Genomic DNA, 18,495 nt, shown 5'->3' with positions numbered 1-18,495 from the left:
GTGCGCCGCGGACCCGCCGGACCACATCTCGGGCCGCTTCCCTTACCGGGTCGGACCACATGCCGGACCGCACTCTCTTTGCCGGGCTGGTCCCGGTGCCGGGCAGGGGCCGGCCGTGCCGGGCGGGGCCACATGCCGGGCGAGCCGTAGGCCGGGGCTGAAGGCCAGCGGGCTGAAGGCCGGGTCATAGCCCTGCGGACGCCAGAAGAGCCACGCTTCCGCGATCGCCCGGATCGCCGAAAAGGGCAGCTGAATCGCTCAGGCGATGGCTGAATCAAGATCGAAAAACGGCCATAGCGGCTGCTGAACCTGGCTCCGCGTGAGTTGCCCTGCTTCCAGAAACGAAAAAGGCCCCGCCGGTTACGGCGGGGCCTTTCCCAATATGTGTCCGGCGGCGTCCTACTCTCCCACACGGTCCCCCATGCAGTACCATCGGCGCTGAAGGGCTTAACTTCCGGGTTCGGGATGGGACCGGGTGTTTCCCCTTCGCCAAAACCACCGAACGTCTCAACGCACCACCCCGACATGGGGCGGGCAAATCAACGTCCGAGCCTTCGACTCGGTATATGCAGTTATCAAGTGACTGCGGTGCCCAGGTTGTTTTCTGGGAACCACACAGGGACGCGAACCATCTCTCGCAGCGACATGCTTTGAACGTTCAGTGTGTTCAAGCCACTCGGCCTATTAGTACCGGTCGACTCCACACGTTACCGCGCTTCCATCTCCGGCCTATCAACCCGGTCGTCTACCGGGAGCCTTACACCCACAAAGGGGTGGGAGAACTCATCTCGAGGAAGGCTTCCCGCTTAGATGCTTTCAGCGGTTATCCCGACCGAACGTAGCCAACCAGCCGTGCCCCTGGCGGGACAACTGGCACACCAGAGGTTCGTCCGTCCCGGTCCTCTCGTACTAGGGACAGACCCTCACAATTCTCCTACGCGCACAGCGGATAGGGACCGAACTGTCTCGCGACGTTCTAAACCCAGCTCGCGTGCCGCTTTAATGGGCGAACAGCCCAACCCTTGGGACCTACTCCAGCCCCAGGATGCGACGAGCCGACATCGAGGTGCCAAACCATCCCGTCGATATGGACTCTTGGGGAAGATCAGCCTGTTATCCCCGGGGTACCTTTTAGCCGTTGAGCGACACCACTTCCACACGTAGGTGCCGGATCACTAGGCCCTGCTTTCGCACCTGCTCGACACGTCCGTCTCACAGTCAAGCTCCCTTGTGCCCTTGCACTCGCCACCTGATTGCCAACCAGGCTGAGGGAACCTTTGGGCGCCTCCGTTACATTTTGGGAGGCAACCGCCCCAGTTAAACTACCCACCAGGCACTGTCCCCCACCCGGATACACGGGTGCGGGTTAGACGCTCAAAACGACCAGAGTGGTATTTCACCAATGACTCCACCCAAACTGGCGTCTGAGCTTCACAGTCTCCCACCTATCCTACACAAGACGCTCCAAGCGCCAATGCCAAGCTGTAGTGAAGGTCCCGGGGTCTTTCCGTCCTGCTGCGCGAAACGAGCATCTTTACTCGTACTGCAATTTCGCCGGGCCTGTGGTTGAGACAGCGGGGAAGTCGTTACGCCATTCGTGCAGGTCGGAACTTACCCGACAAGGAATTTCGCTACCTTAGGATGGTTATAGTTACCACCGCCGTTTACCGGCGCTTAGATTCTCAGCTTCGAAGGAACAAGTCCCTCTAACCGGTCCTCTTAACGTTCCGGCACCGGGCAGGCGTCAGTCCGTATACAGCGTCTTACGACTTCGCACGGACCTGTGTTTTTAGTAAACAGTCGCTTCCCCCTGGCCTCTGCGACCCCACCCAGCTCAGACAGAAAATGCCATCACCAGGCAAGGTCCCCCTTCTCCCAAAGTTACGGGGGCAATTTGCCGAGTTCCTTAACCACAGTTCACCCGATCGCCTTGGTATTCTCTACCTGACCACCTGAGTCGGTTTGGGGTACGGGCCGCCGGTACACTCGCTAGAGGCTTTTCTCGGCAGCATGGGATCACTCACTTCACCTAAAACGGCTCGGCATCAGCTCTCAGGATACGTGAGAGACGGATTTACCTATCTCTCTCCCTACAGCCTTACCCCGGGACAACCACCGCCCGGGCTGAGCTACCCTCCTGCGTCACCCCATCACTCACCTACTACCCCCTCGGGCCCCACGCTCCCCGTGAAACAGGCCCGAAGGCCCGAACCACGGTTCGGGTGGTTAGCATCAGAGGGTTCAGCGTTGGCGCATACCAGCGGGTACGGGAATATCAACCCGTTGTCCATCGACTACGCCTGTCGGCCTCGCCTTAGGTCCCGACTTACCCTGGGCGGATTAGCCTGCCCCAGGAACCCTTGGTCATCCGGCGCACACGTTTCTCACGTGTGATTCGCTACTCATGCCTGCATTCTCACTCCCGCAACCTCCACCCCACGATCACTCGAAGGCTTCACCGGTTACAGGACGCTCCCCTACCCATCAACACCTTGCAGTGTCAATGCCACGGCTTCGGCGGTGTGCTTGAGCCCCGCTACATTGTCGGCGCGGAATCACTTGACCAGTGAGCTATTACGCACTCTTTCAAGGGTGGCTGCTTCTAAGCCAACCTCCTGGTTGTCACAGCAACTCCACATCCTTTCCCACTTAGCACACGCTTAGGGGCCTTAGCCGATGATCTGGGCTGTTTCCCTCTCGACTACGAAGCTTATCCCCCGCAGTCTCACTGCCACGCTCTCACTTACCGGCATTCGGAGTTTGGCTGACGTCAGTAACCTGGTAGGGCCCATCAGCCATCCAGTAGCTCTACCTCCGGCAAGAAACACGCGACGCTGCACCTAAATGCATTTCGGGGAGAACCAGCTATCACGGAGTTTGATTGGCCTTTCACCCCTAACCACAGGTCATCCCCCAGGTTTTCAACCCTGGTGGGTTCGGGCCTCCACACCGTCTTACCGGCGCTTCACCCTGCCCATGGCTAGATCACTCCGCTTCGGGTCTACAGCATGCGACTAAAAACGCCCTATTCAGACTCGCTTTCGCTACGGCTACCCGCCACCGGTTAACCTCGCCACACACCATAACTCGCAGGCTCATTCTTCAAAAGGCACGCCATCACCAACAACAAAGAACAAGTCCCTTGCTGAGGAGGCTCTGACGGCTTGTAGGCACACGGTTTCAGGTACTATTTCACGACCCCTCACCGGGGCACTTTTCACCTTTCCCTCACGGTACTGGTCCGCTATCGGTCATCAGGAAGTATTCAGCCTTACCACGTGGTCGTGGCAGATTCACACGGGATTTCACGGGCCCCGTGCTACTCGGGAACACACCCAGAAGCCACTGAAATTTCGTCTACCGGACTCTCACCGTCTACGGTCGGCCATCCCAAACCATTCGACTATCCCAGCGGTTTATAACTCCTCGCCGTCTCGGCAGAGACGACCGGGTGATCCCACAACCCCGCACACGCAACGCCTGCCGGCTATCACACGCGCACGGTTTAGGCTCCTCCGCTTTCGCTCACCACTACTCACGGAATCACTATTGTTTTCTCTTCCTGCGGGTACTGAGATGTTTCACTTCCCCGCGTTCCCACCAACCTGCCTATACATTCAGCAGGCGGCGACACCCCATGACGAGTGCCAGGTTTCCCCATTCGGAAATCCCCGGATCAAAGTCTGGTTGCCGACTCCCCGAGGCATATCGCAGGCTCCCACGTCCTTCATCGGCTCCTGATGCCAAGGCATCCACCGTATGCCCTTAAAAACTTGAACACACAAAACGATCAAAACAAATCGCAGATAAACAACAAACCCACAAAAAACCCCAGGAACCGAAGAACCCAAGGCCAACATGCGAGTCCGTCATCTACCAGAGATGCTCGCGTCCACTGTGCAGTTCTCAAAAAACAACCGGGCCCACCAAAACCACACCACCATTGCGGTGATGCGGTCCTGGTCCCGCAGTCCGAGGTCACCTGGGCTTGCGCCCGTTCCCTCAGGACTCAACAGCGTGTCCACCAGTCCGACCACCCGAGCTCGTCGTTCCCACTCCCCGAGGTCACCCCTGGGGCGGTACTTGCCGAGCCGCATGAACGGCCTGGTGAGTAGCCAGTGCTCCACATCTATGAGCAGCCACCTGACGAACATGCGCCGTCACTGGTGGCCACCGACCAGATCCCTCACGGAGAGGCGACCTGGCCAGTTGGTGCTCCTTAGAAAGGAGGTGATCCAGCCGCACCTTCCGGTACGGCTACCTTGTTACGACTTCGTCCCAATCGCCGGCCCCACCTTCGACCGCTCCCCCCACACAAGGTGGTTGGGCCACGGGCTTCGGGTGTTGCCGACTTTCGTGACGTGACGGGCGGTGTGTACAAGGCCCGGGAACGTATTCACCGCAGCGTTGCTGATCTGCGATTACTAGCGACTCCGACTTCACGAAGTCGAGTTGCAGACTTCGATCCGAACTGAGACCGGCTTTAAGGGATTCGCTCCACCTCACGGTATCGCAGCCCTCTGTACCGGCCATTGTAGCATGTTTGCAGCCCAAGACATAAGGGGCATGATGACTTGACGTCATCCCCACCTTCCTCCGAGTTGACCCCGGCGGTCTCCCATGAGTCCCCACCCGAAGTGCTGGCAACATGGAACGAGGGTTGCGCTCGTTGCGGGACTTAACCCAACATCTCACGACACGAGCTGACGACAGCCATGCACCACCTGTCACCGGCCCAAAAAGGACCCACCATCTCTGATGGTTTTCCGGCGATGTCAAGCCTTGGTAAGGTTCTTCGCGTTGCGTCGAATTAAGCAACATGCTCCGCCGCTTGTGCGGGCCCCCGTCAATTCCTTTGAGTTTTAGCCTTGCGGCCGTACTCCCCAGGCGGGGCGCTTAATGCGTTAGCTGCGGCGCGGAATCCGTGGAAGGACCCCACACCTAGCGCCCAACGTTTACGGCGTGGACTACCAGGGTATCTAATCCTGTTCGCTCCCCACGCTTTCGCTCCTCAGCGTCAGTACAGGCCCAGAGAACCGCCTTCGCCACCGGTGTTCCTCCCGATATCTGCGCATTTCACCGCTACACCGGGAATTCCATTCTCCCCTACCTGCCTCTAGTCTGCCCGTATCCACCGCAGACCCACGGTTAAGCCGTGGGCTTTCACGACAGACGCGACAAACCGCCTACGAGCTCTTTACGCCCAATAATTCCGGACAACGCTTGCGCCCTACGTATTACCGCGGCTGCTGGCACGTAGTTAGCCGGCGCTTCTTCTGCAGGTACCGTCACGTTAGCTTCGTCCCTGCTGAAAGAGGTTTACAACCCGAAGGCCGTCATCCCTCACGCGGCGTCGCTGCGTCAGGCTTCCGCCCATTGCGCAATATTCCCCACTGCTGCCTCCCGTAGGAGTCTGGGCCGTGTCTCAGTCCCAGTGTGACCGGTCGCCCTCTCAGGCCGGTTACCCGTCGTCGCCTTGGTAGGCCATCACCCCACCAACAAGCTGATAGGCCGCGAGCCCATCCCCAACCGAAAAACTTTCCACCACCACGCCATGCGACCAGTGGTCATATCCGGTATTAGACCCAGTTTCCCGGGCTTATCCCAGAGTCAGGGGCAGGTTGCTCACGTGTTACTCACCCGTTCGCCGCTCGAGTACCCCCGAAGGGGCCTTTCCGCTCGACTTGCATGTGTTAAGCACGCCGCCAGCGTTCGTCCTGAGCCAGGATCAAACTCTCCATTAAGGTCCAAACGACAGACCAGGGGGCGAACCCCGACCCGCCAAACCTTGGAAACAATCCCGGCATCGCCATCCCCGAAAGGATGACATTGCCTCAAAGAAATCCCCACCACCCCACGAATGGAGCGGCACGGGGCGACCCGACCAGAAAACTGGCCGAGCCGATAAAGGCACTGGCTTTTAACACGCTGTTGAGTTCTCAAGAAACGGACACCCACCGCGCCGAACCCCGCTTCCGCAGGCCCCGGCTCCGGGGCAACCCTCTTAACTTACCAGGCGCATCTCTGTTGTCAAGCGGATCTCGGAAGATCTTTTCGACGAGTCGGAGGTGTGCCCGTCCCCCACGCGACGACACAGCCCCAGGCCGAAGACCTGGAAAAGATCGCTTCGTAGGAGGCGCCCTGCGGGCCGGCCACCTTGCGGCGTCCTGCATCCCATCCGGGCTTGTCCTTCAAGAGTACCCCGGCCCGCAGCTCGCTGCGAACCATTTCCTCTGTCGGTGTCCCCCGGGGCCGTCCGCCTGTCGGCGTCCCGCATCCCCTTGGGGCACCACAGAGATTAGGCAGCCCCGGAAGGCCCGTCAAATCGGTTTCGGCCCTCCTGCTCGTCAATCCCGTGAAACCCGCAGGTCATGTGCCGTTCAAATCGGTGGCGTTAGTCCCCCGTCAGTGCCGCGTCAGCGCCGGCCCACCGGTGTCCGCGTCCCGTCAGCGCCCTCCCCCACGGTGGTGACCGTCACAGCGAATGGCTCAGGGAAGGCATCCAGATGGACGAAGTGATCCGCGCGGAAGGGCTGCGCAAACGGTTCGGGGAGACCAAGGCCCTGGACGGTGTGGACATCACGGCTCGCCGGGGCACGGTGCTCGGGGTCCTCGGACCGAACGGAGCCGGCAAGACCACCGCCGTGCGCGTGCTGGCGACGCTGCTCAAGCCGGACGCCGGACGTGCCGAGGTGGGCGGGTACGACGTCGTCAAGGACGCGGTGCGCGTCCGGGCGAAGATCGGGCTGACCGGACAGTACGCGTCGGTCGACGAGGAGCTGACCGGCTTCGAGAACCTCGTGATGATCGCTCGGTTGCTGGACTTCGGCCGCGCGGAGGCGAAGGCGCGGGCGCGGCAACTGCTCGACCGGTTCCGGCTGGCCGAGGCGGGGGGCCGAGCGGTGAAGACGTACTCGGGCGGGATGCGCCGCCGGCTGGACCTGGCGGCGAGCCTGATCAACCACCCGGAGATCATCTACCTGGACGAGCCGACGACCGGGCTGGACCCGCGGGCCCGCAACGAGGTCTGGGACACGGTCCGGGACGTCGTCGCCGAGGGCGCGACGGTCCTGCTGACCACGCAGTACCTGGAGGAGGCCGACGCGCTCGCCGACCGCATCGCGGTGTTCGACCACGGACGGGTCATAGCCGAGGGCACCTCCGACGACCTGAAGTCACAGATCGGGCGGCAGACGCTGCTGGTCCGGGCGGCCGAGCCGTTCCGCGCCGCGCAGCTCACCGCGATCGTCGCGGAGCTGACCGGAGAGCGTCCGGAGGTTCAGGGAGCCACGGGCCTTGTGACGGCACCGGTGCACGACCCGCGGCTTCTTTCGGCCCTGGTGCGCCGGCTGGACGAGGCCTCCATCGTTGCGGCGGAACTGGCGTTGCGGTTGCCGAGCCTCGACGAGGTCTTCCTCACCCTCACAGGCCACCCCGCCGAAGAACCCAAGTCCGAACTCGTTTCCGAGGGGAGCGCGGTATGACCGCCATCACCGTCGAGGGCCGTCCGTCCGCCGGGGAGCCGCCCGCGCGCATCAGCCTGCGGCGGACGCTGCGGCACGGTCTCACGCTGGCGTGGCGCAACGTCTCCCAGTTGAAGCATTCACCGGAGAAGCTGCTGGACACGACGCTGATGCCGATCGTGTTCCTGCTGCTGTTCCTGTACGTGTTCGGCGGCGCGGTGTCCGGTGACACGCATTCCTACCTGCAGCAACTGCTCCCGGGGCTCGTCGCGCAGATGGCGATGTTCGCCACGATGGGCCTGGGCACGGCGCTGAACGAGGACATCCACAAGGGGGTGTTCGACCGGTTCCGGAGCCTTCCGATCGCGAGGTCGGCACCGCTGCTCGGGACGGTCCTCGGGGACACCGTCCGATTCATCACGGTCATGACGGTCCTCGTGGGTTTCGGCTCCGCCCTCGGATTCCGCTTCCACACCGATCCGCTGTCGGTGCTGGCCGCGTTCGGCCTCGCGTACGTGTTCTACCTGGCCGTCTGCTGGATCTCCGTGCTCGTGGGGCTGATCGCGCCGACGCCGGAAACGGTGCAGGGGCTCGCGTTCATCTGGGTGATGCCGCTGACGTTCGGCAGCAGCATCCTCGTGCCGGACACGTCCACCATGCCGGGCTGGCTGGAGGCGTGGACGAAGGTCAACCCGGTCACGCACCTGGCGGAGTCGGTGCGGTCGCTGACCGTCGGCGGCCCGATCGGGAACCACGCCTGGTACACGCTCGCCTGGGCGGCGGGCATCGTCCTCGTCACGTTCCCGCTGGCCATGCGCATGTACTCGCGGAGGGCCTGACAGCCGGTCCGCCACGAAGGCGCGCCGCCCCGACGAGCCGTTCGGGAGCGGTGCGCCTTCGCGTGCCCCACGCCCGGGCGGCCAGGGCACGGATGCCCGCTCAGATGGAGGCGATCAGCTCCTCCGCCCGGCTGAACACTTCTTCCCGGGTGGCCTGGCGGCCGCGCTCGTACGCGGCGGTGAACTCCTCCTCGCCGAGGACGCCGCTGACGAGCGGCAGCGTCCGGCGGACCTCGTAGCTCGCCTTGTCGCGGTAGCCGAGCAGGCCGTGGGCCGTGCCCAGCAGCTCGGCGGCGCGCACGTGCCTGCCCCGCGCGGCGGCGTAGGCGGCGAGGCCCCCGACGAGGGCCGCCACGGTCGGGTTGCCCATCAGCGCGTCGTTCCGCAGATCTCCCAGCGCCTGGCGGTGCCGGCTCTCGGCGGTCTCCAGGTCGCCGTCCTCCTCCGCGAGGCAGCCGAGGCGGCTGAACGTCCTGCGGGCGACCTGAGCGAAGTCGGGGCGGCGCCTTCGGGACTCGACCCACCCGCACGCGCGGTCGGCGTGGATGCGGGCGGCCTCGCGGTCGCCTTCCAGCAGCGCGATCTCGCACAGCAGGAGGGACGACCCCGCGGCGTCGGCGAAGTCACCGATGCGCTCGGCCTGCGCCATGGAACGGTGGAGGTCGGCGCGAGCGAGCGCGGTGTCGCCCTGCTGGGCCCGGATCCACGCGAGATGCGCGAGCAGCTGGGAGCCCTGCTCGGGACTGACGCCGCCCGTCGCGTAACCGTAGGCCTCCTCGCCGAGCCGGACGGCCTCGGACAGGTCGCCGCGCGCCACGGCGATCTGCATCATCCCGCTCAGCGCGACGATCATCCCGAACCGGTCGCCCAGCTCGCGGAAGCGCGCGTAGCCGTCGGCCGCCTGCTCGCCGGCGTCGTCGATCTCGCCGTAGTTGATCCCCATGTGCCCGAGGATGACGCGCACGACGGCGCGCACCCACGGATCGTCGTGGTCGCGGATGCGGCCGAGGCCCTGCCGGACCTGGTCCATGTCACCGCCGAGCATGTTGGACGCCGTTTCGGCGAGCGCGAGCACGGGGTGCGAGGGCGAGGAGGGAACCACGGCTGCCGCGTCGCTCATGGCCCGGCGCAGCGACTCCTGCGTCGGCCCTTCCTCCTTGGTCATCTCGGTCACGAGCGTGGCGGAGACGACGCAGATCGCGTACTCCTCTTCCAGCCCCGGCGGCGGAACGCCGCCCGCCAGGTCGCGGACCGTGACGGCCCAGGTGCCCGCTTCGCGTTCCATGTCGCGCAGGATCCAGAACCAGACCAGCCCGGCGACGAGCCGCAGCGCCGTCCGGACGTCTCCGATCTCGGTGACGTGGCGGAAGGCGACGGTGAAGTTCTCGCGTTCGGCGGCCAGCCGGGACGACCAGAGCAGCTGGTCGCGGCGGCGCAGTTCGGGCTCGGCGCGCTCGGCTGACTCGACGAGGAAGGCGGCGTGCGCGTCGCGGACGCGGCGGACCTCGCCGGCCTCCTCCAGCCGCTCTCCCGCGTAGGCGCGGACGGTCTCCAGCAGCCGGTAGCGGACGTCGGTGTCGCCGTCGGCCATCACCAGCGACTTGTCGATGAGCGCGGCGATCACGTCGATGACGTCGTGGGGGTGGGGCGCGTCCGGCGCGTCGAGGCCGCACACGCGGACGGCGGCGTCGGGCGTGGCGCCGCCGGCGAACACCGCGAGGCGGCGCAGGACGGCGCGCTCCCCCGCGTCCAGCAGGTCCCAGCTCCAGTCGACGACGGCGCGCAGGGTCCGGTGGCGGGGCAGGGCGGTGCGGCTGCCGCCGGTCAGCAGCCGGAAGCGGTCGCCGAGGCGGGCCGCGACCTGGCCGGGGGTGAGGGAGCGCAGCCGCGCGGCGGCCAGTTCGATGGCGAGCGGGATGCCGTCGAGCGCGCGGCAGATCGCGACGACGTCGGCGACGCTGCCCTCGTCGACGGCGAAGCCGGGGCGGACGGCGGCGGCACGGTCGGCGAACAGCCGCACCGAGGCGTACCCGAGGGCGTCGGCGGGGTCGGCGGTGTCCTCCTCCGGCAGCGGAAGGGACGGGACCGGGCACAGCGACTCGCCGGTGATGCCGAGGGGTTCGCGGCTCGTCGCGAGGACGCGGACGCCGTCGGCGTGGGCGACGACGTGGTCGACGAGCCGCGCGAGGGCGTCGATGAGGTGCTCGCAGTTGTCGAGGACGAGGACCAGCCGCTTGGCGGCCAGGAAGTCGGTGAGCCGGTCGAGGGGCCGCACCACCGCGCGGGTCTCGGCGGGGCGGACGCTCTCGGGGACGCCGAGCGCCGACAGCACCGCCTGCACGACGTCGCCCGGGTCGCTGACGGGCGCCAGCGGGACGAACCACACGCCGTCCGGCATCTCCTCGAGGAGCGCGGCGGCGCTCTCCCCGGCGAGCCGCGTCTTGCCCGCGCCGCCGGGGCCGGTGAGGGTGACGAGCCGGGTCTCGCGGAGCAGCTTGCCGACGCGCTTCGACTCCTCCTCCCGTCCGACGAAGCTGGTGAGCTGCGCGGTCAGGTTGGTGCGCGCGGGCCGCGGGACGGCCGGGGGCGGCGGCTTCTGCTCCGGTGCCCGGACGGCCGTCTCGCGCCGCAGGATCGACATGTGGACGGCGGCCAGTTCCGGGGACGGGTCGACGCCGAGCCGGTCGGCCAGGGCGCGCCGCGTGTCCTCGTACACCTCCAGCGCCTCGGCCTGCCGTCCCGCCGCGTACAGGGCGCGCATCAGCTGGCCGCGCAGGCGCTCGCGCAGCGGGTTCGCCGCCGCGAGCGGCTCCAGTTCCGCGACCGGTGGCACGGGGAGCCCGGCCGCGATCTCGGCGTCGACCCGGTCCTCGACGGCGGCGAGCCGCAGCTCCTCCAGGTGCGCGACGGCCGGGTACGCGAAGTCGGCGCCGGCGACGTCGGCCAGGGCGGGCCCGCGCCACAGCGCGAGCGCCGCGCGCAGGCCGTCCGCCCGCGCGCGCGGGTCGCGCTCGGCACGGGCGGCGGCGACGCCGCGCTCGAACGCGACCGCGTCGATCTCGCCCGGGTCGATGCCGAGGCGGTAACCCGCCGGGCCGTGCTCGACCATGTCCCGTCCGGCGACACCGCGCAGCCGGGACACGAGCGCCTGCAGGGCGTTCCCGCCGGGAGGCGCGCCCTCCCACAGGTCGTCAAGCAGCCGCTCGGCCGAGACCGGGCGCCCCGCCTCGGCCGCCAGCCGCACGAGGAGGGCGCGCAGCCTGCGGCCCGCGACTTCGACGGGCCGGGCGGCCTCGTCCCGCACGTCGAGCGGCCCCAGGATGCCGATGCGCAAGCTTGCCCCCTTCCCGGATGTCATTGTCCCCGATGTGTGGATCGCGCGAGCCGGGTACGGGTTCCCTATGCCCAGAGCACAGATCAAGGACGAGAAGAAGTACCAGAAGCTCCGCGAGAAGGGTGAGAGCAAGGAGAAGGCGGCGCGGATCGCCAACGCCTCCGCGGCCCAGGGAGAGAAGAAGGTCGGCCGCAAGGGCGGCAAGAGCCCCGCCTACGACGAGTGGACGAAGGACGAGCTGCTCAAGCGCGCACGCGAGATCGGCATCGAGGGCCGCTCCTCGATGAACAAGTCGGAACTGGTCAAGGCGCTGCGCGACCACTAGCCCGAACCGTCTTCCGCCCCGGCCCGACAAGCCCCTCGCCCGGCGGGCCCGGTCGGCTTCTGCCCGACCGTCCCGCGACATAAGGAGAACCCATGAACGGGGTCGTCGACACCGCGCGCAGGCAGAAGGAGGAGTACGCCGCCGGGGAGGACCGCCCGCTCGGCTCCTACCTCGGCACCCTCGCCGTCTACGCGCTCACCACGGGGGCGCTGGCCCTGCTCGGCCGCCGCCTCCGCGACCGGACCCCGGCGATCGGCCTCGCCGACCTGGCGCTGATGACGATCACCACCCACAAGGCGTCCCGCCTCATCACCAAGGACCCGGTGACGAGCCCGCTGCGCGCCCCGTTCACCCGCTACTCGGGGACGGCCGGCCCGGCAGAGCTGTCGGAGGAGGTGCGCGGCAAGGGCGTCCGGCACGCCGTCGGCGAGCTGATCACCTGCCCGTTCTGCACCTCCCAGTGGGTCGCGACGGCCTACGCGGCGGGCCTGGTGTTCGCCCCGGACGCCACCCGCCTCGCCGGTGCCACGATGACGGCCGTCGCCGGCTCGGACTGGCTGCAGCTCGCCTACGCGCGGCTCCAGCAGTCGGCCGAAGGCTGACGCCGCACACGATCCTCCGCACGTTTGCCATAGAGACGAGGGGTACGGCCAACCCATGGATCTGGCATTCCTCAAAACGCTGTACCAACGCCCGGGACCGTACGCGTCGGTGTACGCCGACCTCACCCGGACCACCGAGGACGCGTCCAAGGCCGCCGAACTGCGGTGGCGGGCGCTGCGCTCGGAACTGGAAGCCCAGAACACGCCCGAGGCCACGCTCCGCGCGATCGAGCAGACCATCGAGGACGACATGGCGCTGCGCCGCTCCGAAGGCATCGTGATCTTCGCGGCCGACGGCGAGGTGGTCTACGGCGACCGCCTCCCGGGCCCGCCGCGCGGCACGCGCGCCACCCTCGCCCCGCTCCCCGACGTCCTGCCCTACCTCGCCGAGCGCGGCGAGAGGTTCCCGCACCTGCTCGCGGTCGTCGACCGGCGCGGCGGCGCGATCGACTGCGTCACCGCCGACGGGAGGCACGAGCGCATCGACGTGGACGGGGACGAGGACTACCCCATCCGCAAGGTCAAGGCGGGCGACTGGAACCAGTCCCGGTTCCAGCGCTCCTCGGAGAACGTCTGGAAGGTCAACGCCAAGAAGGTCGCCCACGAGATCGACAGGGCGGCGGAGCGCTGCGGCGCCGAGGCCGTCGTGATCGCCGGCGACACCCGCGCCCGGACGGCCGTGCTGGAGGAGGTCTCGGAGCACGTCCTGGAGCACACCGTCGAGGCCGACAAGAACACCACCGTCGACGATCCCGACCTCGACGCCGAACTGCGCCGCCTCCTCCAATTGAAGTCCACCGAGCGCGTCATGACGGTGGCGGAGCGCTTCGACCGGGAGCTCGCGAACGGCCAGCGCGCCGTCTCCGGGCTGGACGCGACGACGGAGGCCGTGCGCCAGGCTCGCGTGGAGACGCTCCTGCTGGTCGACGCCCCGGACTCGCGGGCCCGGCTGTGGGTGGGGCCAGACCCGTCCGAGGTCGCCACGTCCGCCGAGGAGCTGCGCGAGGAGTTCGGCGTGCCCGAACCCCGCGAGGTCCGCGCCGACGCCGCCCTGGTGAGGGCGGCCGCCGCGACCGACGGCGAACTGGTCGTCCTGCCGTCCGAGGGCCCGGTCCCGGACGAGCACGTGGGCGCCGTCCTGCGCTACACGGCCTGAACGCACGAAAAAGGGGCGGTGGCCCGCGTTCTACGCGGACCACCGCCCCTTACCCGTCTGTGGAGCTATGGGGATTCGAACCCCAGACCTCCTCCATGCCATGGAGGCGCGCTACCAACTGCGCCATAGCCCCTCGGTCGAGAAAAGCTTAGTGCACGTTGGGAGCGGTTGGGACGCGCGGCCGCGGAGGGTGCGCCTCCGCGGCCGCGGAGCGTCAGGACTGCTTGGCGGTGTAGAGGTACACGATGTCGTCGACCGTCGGGACCCGGACGATGAGGCCCCTCAGCCACTCGGCCGCGCTGAGGACCTTGTCGCTCTCCACCGTCTTGCCGCTCTCGTCGGTGTGCTCGGTGTGGATCACGCTGGTGTACGACTCCTGGACCGTCTCCGTGTGGACGACGCACACCATCCGGCCGGGTTCGGCCCCGCGCGGGAGCAGCTTGAGGTCGGACAGCACATCGAGCGCGGTGGCGCAGTCGTCGACCTTCTGCGCCTCCGGGGCGGGCGGCGGAGCGGCCTGCGCGGTGACGGTCATCGCCGTGACGGACGCCCCGGCGACCGCCGCGGCCAGCAGCAGCCTCTTCCCGGTGAACCGGCTTCTCATGGGGTCAACCCTCATCTCGATCAAGCATCGCCACGGGTGGGCCTTCCCTCATGATCAACCTGGCGAAGCGCGGGCGGAGGAAAGGTAGCCGCCGCCATGGTGAAGGCTTTGCGCTCAGACCCACCCGAGCCGCTCGCCGACCTCGTCGGGCGCGTAACCGCAGGCACCGCCGTCACCGATCCACACGATGCCGTCGGCCTCGGCGACGGCCCCCACGGCGTGCTCCTGCGGCATCCGCGGCTGGATCGCCAGCCGCACCTCGGCACCAGGATCGAACCGGCGCAGCTCGTCGATCAGGTCGGCCACGGTGACCTCGCGCTTCGCCCCCCTGCGGTGTCTTCCCATACCCCGCATGAAACCATCCCGCCACCCGCACCTCAGCCGCCGAGCACCCCCCAAACGCCCAACGGCCCAACCCCCTCGCCAAGGGGCCAAGAGACACCAGGACCCGAGCCGGAAGGGAGCAAGGGGCGAAGCCCCAAACACTCACCGCAGCCCCGCGACGACGGGCAGAACAGCGAGAACCTGAGCCAGGAGGGGGCAAGGGGTGAAACCCCAAAAACGCCCACAGCAGCCCCGCGACAACCCGCAGAACAGCGAGGACCTGAGCCGGGAGGGGGCAAGGGGTGAAACCCCAAAAACGCCCACAGCAGCCCCGCAACGACCCGCAGAACAGCGAGAACCTGAGCCAGGAGGGGGCGTGGGGGCGGAGCCCCCACATCGGGGGTCTGGGGGTCGCCCCCCAGGCAGACATGAAGAAGGGAGCCCCACCCACGCTTTCCGTGGGTACAGGACTCCCAGCTCCATTCGTGGAGCTATGGGGATTCGAACCCCAGACCTCCTCCATGCCATGGAGGCGCGCTACCAACTGCGCCATAGCCCCGCCGCCGCATGGACGTTCATCCTGCGGCGCCCCGCCAGTGTATAGGACGGGCGGGTCCGGTCTCGAATCGTTTGGGCGTCAGACGCCGATGTCGGGGCGGTCGTCGCCGAGGACGGGTTCGGGGAGGGTTCCGGCGTTGTGCTCGGCCAGGCGCCAGCCGCCGTCGCGCATCTCGGTGATGACGGACCAGCAGCAGTTGGACAGGCCGCCGAGGCGTTCCCAGGTCTCCTCGGGGAGGCCGAGGAGCTGGGACATGCCGAGGCGGAGCGCGGCGCCGTGGGAGGCGACGACGAGCTGCCCGGTGGGCTCCAGGTCGTCGAGGGCGCGTTCGAGCGCGGCCCCGACCCGCTTGGCGACCTGGGCGCTGGTCTCGCCGCCGGGCGGCTGCCAGGCGGCGTGCTCGGCGGGGTAGCGTTCGCGGATCTCGCGGGAGGTGAGGCCCTCCCAGTCGCCGCCGTCGCGCTCGATGAGGTCCTGGTCGTAGCGGACGGGCAGCCCGGTGAGGTCGGCGAGGGCCTGGGCGGTGTCGGCGGCGCGCCGCAGCGGCGAGGACAGCAGCGCGGTGGGGCGGAGCCCGGCGAGGAGGCTCGCGGCGCGCTGCGCCTGGGCGATACCGGTCTCATCGAGAGGGATGTCGGTCTTGCCCTGGAAGCGGCGCTCCACGTTCCATGACGTCTGGCCGTGCCGCCAGAGGACGAGCCGGCGTCTGCCCGGTTCGCGGGCCGGGCGGGCTTCACTCACTCGGGCTCCCGACGGCGCGGGCGCGCTGGGCCTGGTGCGCGGTGACGCTGTCCGGCAGGTCGATGAGGGGGCAGTCTTTCCAGAGCCGTTCGAGGGCGTAGAACATGCGGTCCTCCTCGTGCTGGATGTGCACGATGACGTCCGCGTAGTCCAGCAGGACCCAGCGGCCCTCGCGTTCGCCCTCACGGCGGACGGGCTTGGCCTCGGCCTCCTCGCGCAGGCGCTTTTCGACCTCGTCCACGATGGCGCGGACCTGCCGGTCGCTCGGGGCCGAGCAGAGCAGGAACGCGTCGGTGATGACGAGCTGCTCGCTCACGTCGTAGGCAAGAATGTCGTCGGCCAGCTTGTCGCCCGCCGCCTCGGCGGCGATCCGGACGAGCTGCGCCGCCCTCTCGGATGCGGTCACGATGCGCTCGCGATCCTCCCTGTAGGGGTCGTCTCCGCTCCACCTTCTCACGTGTGGCGGACGATCGACCTCTTTGTCGTTGTTCGACCGCAATGGCGGATGCGGCCCCGTACCCCATCCAGAATATGTGGCCGCGGCGTCCCGTCAGGCGGCGGTGCGGTAGAGGCCCCGCTTGTTGATGTACTGGACGATCCCGTCCGGGACGAGATACCAGATCGGCTCGCCCGAGTTGACCCGCTCGCGGCACTCGGTGGAGGAGATCGACAGGGCCGGCACCTCCATGAGGGAGACGCGCCCGTCGGGCAGCCCGGGGTCGGCGAGCCGGTGGCCGGGACGCGTGACGCCGATGAAGTGGGCGAGTTCGAAAAGCTCGTCGGTGTCGTGCCAGGTGAGCATCTTCTCCAGCGCGTCCGCCCCCGTGATGAAGAACAGGTCGGCGTCGGGGCCCTGGATGTCGCGCATGTCGCGGAGCGTGTCGACGGTGTAGGTGGCTCCGGGCCGGTCGATGTCGATGCGGCTGACGGAGAAGCGCGGGTTGGACGCGGTGGCGATGACGGCCATGAGGTAGCGGTCCTCGGCCGCGGCGACCTTGCCCATCTCCTTGTGGGCCGAGACGCCGGTGGGCACGAACACGACCTCGTCCAGGGAGAAGAAGTGCGCGACCTCGCTGGCGGCCACGAGGTGCCCGTGGTGGATCGGGTCGAACGTGCCGCCCATGATCCCGAGGCGCCGCTTTTGCGTCATAGCGACGACAATAGCCAGCCGGGCACCGGCCGGAACCTCCGACCCCGGCCCCTCAGCCGAGGCCCGGCAGCGGCGGCTCGCCGTCCCCCCAGGTCACGACCCGGACGGCCTTGCCCACCTCGACCCTCGGCACGGTGCCCTCGGGCAGCACCGCGACCTCGGCGGTGAGGCCCAGCGTCTCGTAGAGGGCGTGGACGAGCTCGGCCTTCGGGTCGCCGGAGACGGCCTCGCAGGCGACCACGAGCCGCGCCGCGGGGCTGCGCCGGTCCACGACGAGCTGGTAGTGCGGCCGGACGAGCCCGGAGCCGAGCAGGACCCGCTCGACCTCGCTCGGGTACACGTTCACGCCCCGCACGACGATCATGTCGTCCGCGCGGCCGAGGACCTTGCTCATCCGGACCAGGGTCCGCCCGCAGGCGCACTCGCCGCGGGTGAGGGACGCGATGTCGCCCGTCCGGTAGCGCAGCAGCGGCAGCGCCTGCTTGGTCGGGGTGGTGAAGACGAGCTCGCCGGGCGTCCCGTCCTCGACGGGCTCCCCGGTGGCGGGGTCGACGGCCTCGACGATGAAGTGGTCCTCGTTGACGTGCAGGCCGTCCTGCTCCAGGCACTCGGTGGCCACCCCGGGCCCGATGATCTCCGAGAGCCCGTAGATGTCCATCGCCTTGATCGGCAGGACGTCCTCGATGGCCGTGCGCAGCTCCTCCGACCAGGGCTCGGCGCCGAACAGCCCGGCCTTGAGGAAGCCCGGGTCCACCCCGGCCTCGGCGACCGCCTCCCCCAGCCGCAGCGCGTACGCGGGGGTGCAGGTGAGGATGTCCGGGCGGAGGTCGGCGAGCATGCGCACCTGCCGGTCGGTCATCCCGCCCGACATCGGCACCACGGTCGCGCCGAGCGCCACGGCCCCCTGGTGGATGCCGATCCCGCCCGTGAACAGCCCGTACCCGTAGGCGTTGTGCACGATGCTGCCCGGCGACGCCCCGGCGCACGACAGCGAGCGCGCGCACATCGCCGCCCACAGGTCGAGGTCGGCCTTGGTGTAGGCGACGAGCGTCGGGCGGCCCCGCGTCCCGCTGGACCCGTGCACGGCGGCGACCTGGTCGCGCGGCACGGCGAGCATCTCGAACGGGTAGTGGTCCCACAGGTCCTGCTTGGTGGTGAACGGGAGGTCGCGGAGCCCCGCGAGCTTCACGTCGGCGCCGCGCCCGACCCCGGCCTCCTTGAGCCGCCGCCCCTGGACGCCGCCGGCCGCGAGCAGCCGGTCGACCAGCCCCCACACCCGGTGCCGCTGGAGCGCGGCGCGCTCGTCGAGGGACATCGCCTCGGCCTTGGGGTCGAACATGCCTGCCTCCCGGGCGCGGCCAGAGCCGGACGGGCCCCCGCGTCGGGGAACCCTGCGGC

The 18,495-nt window shown here is 68.0% G+C and carries 12 protein-coding genes, 2 tRNA genes and 3 rRNA genes; 5 read left to right on the top strand and 12 right to left on the bottom strand.

Annotation, left to right across the window (positions count from 1 at the left end; all coding sequences use genetic code 11):
* Positions 1 to 386: 386 nt before the first annotated feature.
* The 3 genes from rrf to FKD65_RS35235 form a co-directional block, all read right to left on the bottom strand.
* Positions 387 to 503, bottom strand: a 5S ribosomal RNA gene (gene rrf / locus FKD65_RS35245).
* A 160-nt stretch (positions 504 to 663) separates the two neighbouring features.
* A 23S ribosomal RNA gene (locus FKD65_RS35240) occupies positions 664 to 3,779 on the bottom strand.
* Positions 3,780 to 4,223: 444 nt separating this feature from the next.
* Positions 4,224 to 5,744: ribosomal RNA gene (locus FKD65_RS35235) — 16S ribosomal RNA — on the bottom strand.
* Together the 16S, 23S and 5S rRNA genes form the textbook arrangement of a ribosomal RNA operon.
* A gap of 762 nt (positions 5,745 to 6,506) precedes the next feature.
* On the opposite strand from FKD65_RS35235, the gene FKD65_RS35230 reads away from it, so the two are divergent.
* Positions 6,507 to 7,484: an ATP-binding cassette domain-containing protein gene (locus FKD65_RS35230; RefSeq protein WP_141582997.1), complete on the top strand. Its 978-nt coding sequence runs from the start codon at positions 6,507 to 6,509 to the stop codon at positions 7,482 to 7,484.
* The gene (locus FKD65_RS35225; protein WP_141582995.1) at positions 7,481 to 8,302 is read left to right on the top strand and encodes an ABC transporter permease; all 822 of its coding nucleotides are present in this window, start codon (positions 7,481 to 7,483) and stop codon (positions 8,300 to 8,302) included. The genes FKD65_RS35230 and FKD65_RS35225 overlap by 4 nt, the downstream gene beginning before the upstream one ends.
* 100 nt (positions 8,303 to 8,402) lie before the next feature.
* Here FKD65_RS35225 and FKD65_RS35220 read toward each other — a convergent pair whose 3' ends face one another.
* Positions 8,403 to 11,636 (bottom strand): BTAD domain-containing putative transcriptional regulator, encoded by a 3,234-nt coding sequence (locus FKD65_RS35220; RefSeq protein WP_168221289.1) that lies wholly within the window; start codon positions 11,634 to 11,636, stop codon positions 8,403 to 8,405.
* Between the two features lie 67 nt (positions 11,637 to 11,703).
* On the opposite strand from FKD65_RS35220, the gene FKD65_RS35215 reads away from it, so the two are divergent.
* From FKD65_RS35215 to FKD65_RS35205, 3 genes are all read left to right on the top strand, one after another.
* Positions 11,704 to 11,961, top strand: coding sequence for a Rho termination factor N-terminal domain-containing protein (locus FKD65_RS35215; protein WP_141582991.1), 258 nt, complete (start codon positions 11,704 to 11,706; stop codon positions 11,959 to 11,961).
* A 92-nt stretch (positions 11,962 to 12,053) separates the two neighbouring features.
* On the top strand, positions 12,054 to 12,563 hold the full coding sequence (locus FKD65_RS35210; RefSeq protein ID WP_141582988.1) for a DUF1360 domain-containing protein: 510 nt from the start codon (positions 12,054 to 12,056) through the stop codon (positions 12,561 to 12,563).
* A 55-nt stretch (positions 12,564 to 12,618) separates the two neighbouring features.
* Positions 12,619 to 13,719 (top strand): Vms1/Ankzf1 family peptidyl-tRNA hydrolase, encoded by a 1,101-nt coding sequence (locus FKD65_RS35205; protein WP_141582986.1) that lies wholly within the window; start codon positions 12,619 to 12,621, stop codon positions 13,717 to 13,719.
* Positions 13,720 to 13,779: 60 nt separating this feature from the next.
* Here the strand turns inward: FKD65_RS35205 and FKD65_RS35200 are convergent.
* The 8 genes from FKD65_RS35200 to FKD65_RS35165 form a co-directional block, all read right to left on the bottom strand.
* Positions 13,780 to 13,852 (bottom strand) — tRNA-Ala (locus tag FKD65_RS35200).
* Between the two features lie 81 nt (positions 13,853 to 13,933).
* Positions 13,934 to 14,323, bottom strand: a complete 390-nt coding sequence (locus tag FKD65_RS35195; RefSeq protein WP_141582984.1) for a hypothetical protein — start codon at positions 14,321 to 14,323, stop codon at positions 13,934 to 13,936.
* A 114-nt stretch (positions 14,324 to 14,437) separates the two neighbouring features.
* Entirely contained in the window at positions 14,438 to 14,668 is a 231-nt protein-coding gene (locus FKD65_RS35190; RefSeq protein ID WP_141582982.1) for a hypothetical protein, read from the bottom strand.
* Between the two features lie 465 nt (positions 14,669 to 15,133).
* Positions 15,134 to 15,206, bottom strand: a tRNA-Ala gene (locus FKD65_RS35185).
* 78 nt (positions 15,207 to 15,284) lie between these two features.
* Positions 15,285 to 15,947: a histidine phosphatase family protein gene (locus FKD65_RS35180; RefSeq protein ID WP_141582979.1), complete on the bottom strand. Its 663-nt coding sequence runs from the start codon at positions 15,945 to 15,947 to the stop codon at positions 15,285 to 15,287.
* Complete coding sequence (rsfS, locus tag FKD65_RS35175; protein ID WP_141582977.1) at positions 15,940 to 16,353, bottom strand: ribosome silencing factor; 414 nt, start codon at positions 16,351 to 16,353, stop codon at positions 15,940 to 15,942. Before rsfS ends, FKD65_RS35180 begins: the two co-directional genes overlap by 8 nt.
* A gap of 144 nt (positions 16,354 to 16,497) precedes the next feature.
* Positions 16,498 to 17,097 carry a nicotinate-nucleotide adenylyltransferase gene (gene nadD / locus FKD65_RS35170; protein ID WP_141582974.1) on the bottom strand — a complete coding sequence of 200 codons (600 nt, stop codon included), beginning with the start codon at positions 17,095 to 17,097 and terminating at the stop codon, positions 16,498 to 16,500.
* 52 nt (positions 17,098 to 17,149) lie between these two features.
* A complete protein-coding gene (locus FKD65_RS35165; protein ID WP_205718351.1) occupies positions 17,150 to 18,436 on the bottom strand; it encodes a phenylacetate--CoA ligase family protein in 1,287 nt (428 codons plus the stop codon).
* Positions 18,437 to 18,495: the final 59 nt, after the last annotated feature.

This window comes from Actinomadura sp. WMMA1423 (genome assembly GCF_006547145.1).
GTDB lineage: Bacteria > Actinomycetota > Actinomycetes > Streptosporangiales > Streptosporangiaceae > Spirillospora.
This window is presented reverse-complemented; position numbering and strand designations above follow the sequence as displayed.

What these genes read in the sequence shown, in the direction of transcription:
- FKD65_RS35230 (WP_141582997.1), top strand. Translation starts at nt 6,507, where the DNA reads ATGGACGAAGTGATCCGCGCGGAAGGGCTGCGCAAACGGTTCGGGGAG.
- FKD65_RS35225 (WP_141582995.1), top strand. Translation starts at nt 7,481, where the DNA reads ATGACCGCCATCACCGTCGAGGGCCGTCCGTCCGCCGGGGAGCCGCCC.
- FKD65_RS35215 (WP_141582991.1), top strand. Translation starts at nt 11,704, where the DNA reads ATGCCCAGAGCACAGATCAAGGACGAGAAGAAGTACCAGAAGCTCCGC.
- FKD65_RS35210 (WP_141582988.1), top strand. Translation starts at nt 12,054, where the DNA reads ATGAACGGGGTCGTCGACACCGCGCGCAGGCAGAAGGAGGAGTACGCC.
- FKD65_RS35205 (WP_141582986.1), top strand. Translation starts at nt 12,619, where the DNA reads ATGGATCTGGCATTCCTCAAAACGCTGTACCAACGCCCGGGACCGTAC.
- FKD65_RS35195 (WP_141582984.1), bottom strand. Translation starts at nt 14,323, where the DNA reads ATGAGAAGCCGGTTCACCGGGAAGAGGCTGCTGCTGGCCGCGGCGGTC.
- FKD65_RS35190 (WP_141582982.1), bottom strand. Translation starts at nt 14,668, where the DNA reads ATGGGAAGACACCGCAGGGGGGCGAAGCGCGAGGTCACCGTGGCCGAC.
- nadD (WP_141582974.1), bottom strand. Translation starts at nt 17,097, where the DNA reads ATGACGCAAAAGCGGCGCCTCGGGATCATGGGCGGCACGTTCGACCCG.
- FKD65_RS35165 (WP_205718351.1), bottom strand. Translation starts at nt 18,436, where the DNA reads ATGTTCGACCCCAAGGCCGAGGCGATGTCCCTCGACGAGCGCGCCGCG.